This is a genomic window from Actinoallomurus acaciae, assembly GCF_042429965.1.
GTDB classification, from domain to species: Bacteria; Actinomycetota; Actinomycetes; order Streptosporangiales; family Streptosporangiaceae; genus Actinoallomurus; species Actinoallomurus acaciae.
In genome coordinates this window covers 1-3,256 of sequence record NZ_JBHLZP010000725.1, presented here as the reverse complement: position 1 = coordinate 3,256, position 3,256 = coordinate 1, and the positions used below count along the sequence as shown (strand labels likewise).

Genomic DNA, 3,256 nt, shown 5'->3' with positions numbered 1-3,256 from the left:
CTTCGCCGCGACCTCGACCGTCACACCCTTCAACTCCTGACCACCAGCACTCGAACTGGACGAGTCGGAGGTCTTGGAGTCGTCACCGCAGGCCGCCGCGGACACCAGCAGCCCGGCCGCGGCCAACGCGGCGGTCCATCGCGTACCGATCCTCATCGGTCGTCCTCCCTGGCATCGTCGCCGGCGTCATCGCCGGCGGATTCGGCGCCCCAGATCGACGCGCCCGTCTCCAGATCGAAGAAGTGCAGCCGGGTGGTGTCGACGCGCACCTCGATGGAGTCGTCGACCTTGACCTGCGTGCGGGGGCTGAAGCGCGCCACCACGACGGTGTGCGGCGTCTCGAGCGTGCCGAGCACGTCGGTGCCGGCGTCGCGGGCGAGCTCCCTGGTGTCCTCGGTCACCACCGCGGAGGTCTCCAGCCCGAAGTGCACGAGCACGTCGGAGCCCATCGCCTCGACCAGCTCCGCGGTCGAGGTGAGCCGGTCGCCGTCGGCCGCCTCGCCGAGCCGGGCGTCCTCCATGTCCTCGGGGCGGATGCCGACGACGAGGGAACGGCCGATGTGGTCGCGCAGCGCCGGCCTCGGCTCCAGGACCTCGGCGCCGACGCGGAGCTCCTGGCCGCCGATCCTCAGCCGCAGGTCGGCCTCGGTTCCGGTCAGCTCGCCCTGCAGGAGGTTCATCGCCGGGGAGCCGATGAAACCGGCGACGAACAGGTTCGCGGGCCGGTCGTACAGCTCCTGGGGCGGCGCGACCTGCTGCAGCTCGCCCTTCTTCATCACCGCGACCCGGTCGCCGAGGGTCATCGCCTCGGTCTGGTCGTGCGTGACGTAGATCGTGGTGACGCCCAGGTCGCGCTGGATGCGGGCGATCTCGGCGCGCATCTGCACGCGCAGCTTGGCGTCGAGGTTGGACAGCGGCTCGTCCATCAAGAACGCCTGCGGCTCGCGGACGATCGCCCGGCCCATGGCGACGCGCTGCCGCTGGCCGCCGGACAGGTTCCGCGGCCGGCGGTCGAGGTAGTCCTCCAGGCCCAGCGTGCGGGCGGCCTCCTCGACCCGCTTGCGGATCTCCGCCTTGGGCATCTTGCGCAGCGTGAGCCCGAACCCGATGTTCTGCCGGACCGACAGGTGCGGGTACAGGGCGTAGCTCTGGAAGACCATCGCGACGTCGCGGTCGCGCGAGGGCACCCGGTTGACCACCCGGTCGCCGACGCTCACCGTGCCCTCGGAGATCTCCTCCAGCCCGGCGACCATTCGCAGCGCCGTCGTCTTGCCACAGCCGGACGGCCCCACGAGAACGAGAAACTCGCCGTCCGCGATGTTCAGATTCAGATCGTCGACGGCACGCGTGCCGTCCGGATATACCTTGCCGACCCCGGCCAGGACGACCTGTGCCACCGCGCCTCCTCAACCAAAATCCCGGCACGCGATAAGAACGCGTGGCAGCGTTCCTACTCCCCCTTTTACGGAGGCCGCAAGATTTCCCGTCGGCGAAGGCGCTTCGTAAAGAGATCGTTATCTTGCGTGCGTCAAGGCGCGGCCGATGACGACGCGCTGAACCTGATTGGTCCCCTCGACGATCTGCAGGACCTTCGCCTCGCGCATATAGCGTTCGACCGGAAAGTCACTGACGTATCCATAGCCGCCGAGCACCTGGACCGCATCGGTGGTCACACGCATCGCCGTATCGGTCGCGAACAGTTTCGCCATCGCGGCCTGCGTGCCGTACTCCAGGCCGGCGTCACGGCGGCGGGCGGCACTCAGGTACAGCGACCGGGCCGCCTCGACGCCCGTCGCCATGTCGGCGAGCAGGAACTGCAACCCCTGGAACTCCGCGATGGGCCGGCCGAACTGCCGGCGTTCGCGCGCGTACGCCACGGCCGCGTCGAGGGCCGCGCGGGCGAGCCCGACGGCGCACGCCGCGATGCCCAGACGGCCGCCGTCGAGGGCGGACAGCGCGATGGGGAACCCCTGGCCCTCCTCGCCGATCAGGTCCTCCGCCGGCACCCGCACGTCGTCGAAGCTCACCTGTGCGGTGGGCGAGGAGCGCAGGCCCATCTTCCTCTCCGGCGGCGCCGCGTGGATCCCCTCGCCGGTCGCGCCGACCTGCAGGCAGGACACCCCACGGCTCTTGTCCGGCGCGGTGCGGGCGAAGACGGTGTAGAAGTCGGCACGTCCGCCGTGGGTGATCCACGCCTTCGTGCCGTTCAGCCGGTAGACGTCGCCGTCGCGCTCGGCCCGGGTGGTCAGCGCCGCGGCGTCCGATCCGGAGTGGGGTTCGGACAGGCAGTACGCGCCGAGCGTCTCTCCGCCCAGCATGTCCGGCAGCCACCGCTCGCGCTGCGCGGCCGTGCCGTACCGCGCGACCGGGAAGCAGGCGAGCGTGTGCACGCCGACGCCCAGGCCGACGGTGAGCCAGCCGGCCGCCAGCTCCTCGATGACCTGGAGATACACCGCGTACGGCTGCCCGCCGCCGCCGTACTCCTCCGGATAGGGCAGGCCGAGCAGCCCGGCCCGGCCCAGTGTGCGGAAGACCTCGCGGGGGAACCGCCCGGCCTCCTCCCCGGCGGCGGCGCGCGGCACGAGTTCGGCCGCGACCAGGTCGCGGGTCAGGTCGAGTAGATCACGGGCCTCCGGCGTCGGCAGGTCGCGTTCGACGCTCGTCTCCGCAGGGCTCATCGTCCGTCCGCCTCCCCGTCCCTCCTCGACGCTGAAGAGGGAACTCAGGAAAATAGTAGGACGTCCGACTAACCGGGTTCACCGGCGCCCGCGTGAACACGACGCGACGTCGTGCGGCGCCGCCGGGGCGCCGCACGACGCCCCGTCAGGCGTCGACGACGACCAGGTCGCGCGTCACGCCGTTGACGCTCTCGTGACCGTCGGCGGTGCACACGACGATGTCCTCGATGCGCGCGCCGTGCGGGCCGGGGTAGATGCCCGGCTCGATGGAGAAGGCCATCCCCACGTCGAGCGGCTCGGTGTTGCCCGCGACGATGTAGGGCTCCTCGTGGGTCTCCAGGCCGATGCCGTGGCCCGTACGGTGGACGAAGTGCTCGCCGTGGCCGGCCGCGGCGATGATGTCGTGGGCGGCGGCGACGACGGCCTCCGGGGTGACGCCGGGACGCACGGCGGCGCGGGCGGCGGCCTGCGCCTCCTGCAGCACGGAGTAGTAGGCGCGGAAGTCCGCGGGCGCCTCACCGACCGCGTACGTGCGGGTCGAGTCCGAGCAGTAGCCGCTCGGCATGGTGCCGCCGATG

At 71.4% G+C, this 3,256-nt stretch carries 3 protein-coding genes; all 3 read right to left on the bottom strand.

What is annotated here, in order from left to right:
- Nucleotides 1-152: 152 nt before the first annotated feature.
- Nucleotides 153-1,397: an ABC transporter ATP-binding protein gene (locus ACFFNX_RS45790; protein ID WP_378212606.1), complete on the bottom strand. Its 1,245-nt coding sequence runs from the start codon at nucleotides 1,395-1,397 to the stop codon at nucleotides 153-155.
- 117 nt (nucleotides 1,398-1,514) lie between these two features.
- On the bottom strand, nucleotides 1,515-2,678 hold the full coding sequence (locus ACFFNX_RS45785) for an acyl-CoA dehydrogenase family protein (RefSeq protein ID WP_378212605.1): 1,164 nt from the start codon (nucleotides 2,676-2,678) through the stop codon (nucleotides 1,515-1,517).
- 145 nt (nucleotides 2,679-2,823) lie between these two features.
- Nucleotides 2,824-3,256 (bottom strand): M24 family metallopeptidase (locus ACFFNX_RS45780; RefSeq protein ID WP_378212604.1); only part of this gene is annotated, 433 nt, incomplete at its 5' end.

Coding starts and splice junctions, on each gene's coding strand:
- ACFFNX_RS45785 (WP_378212605.1), bottom strand. CDS start 2,678: ATGAGCCCTGCGGAGACGAGCGTCGAACGCGACCTGCCGACGCCGGAG.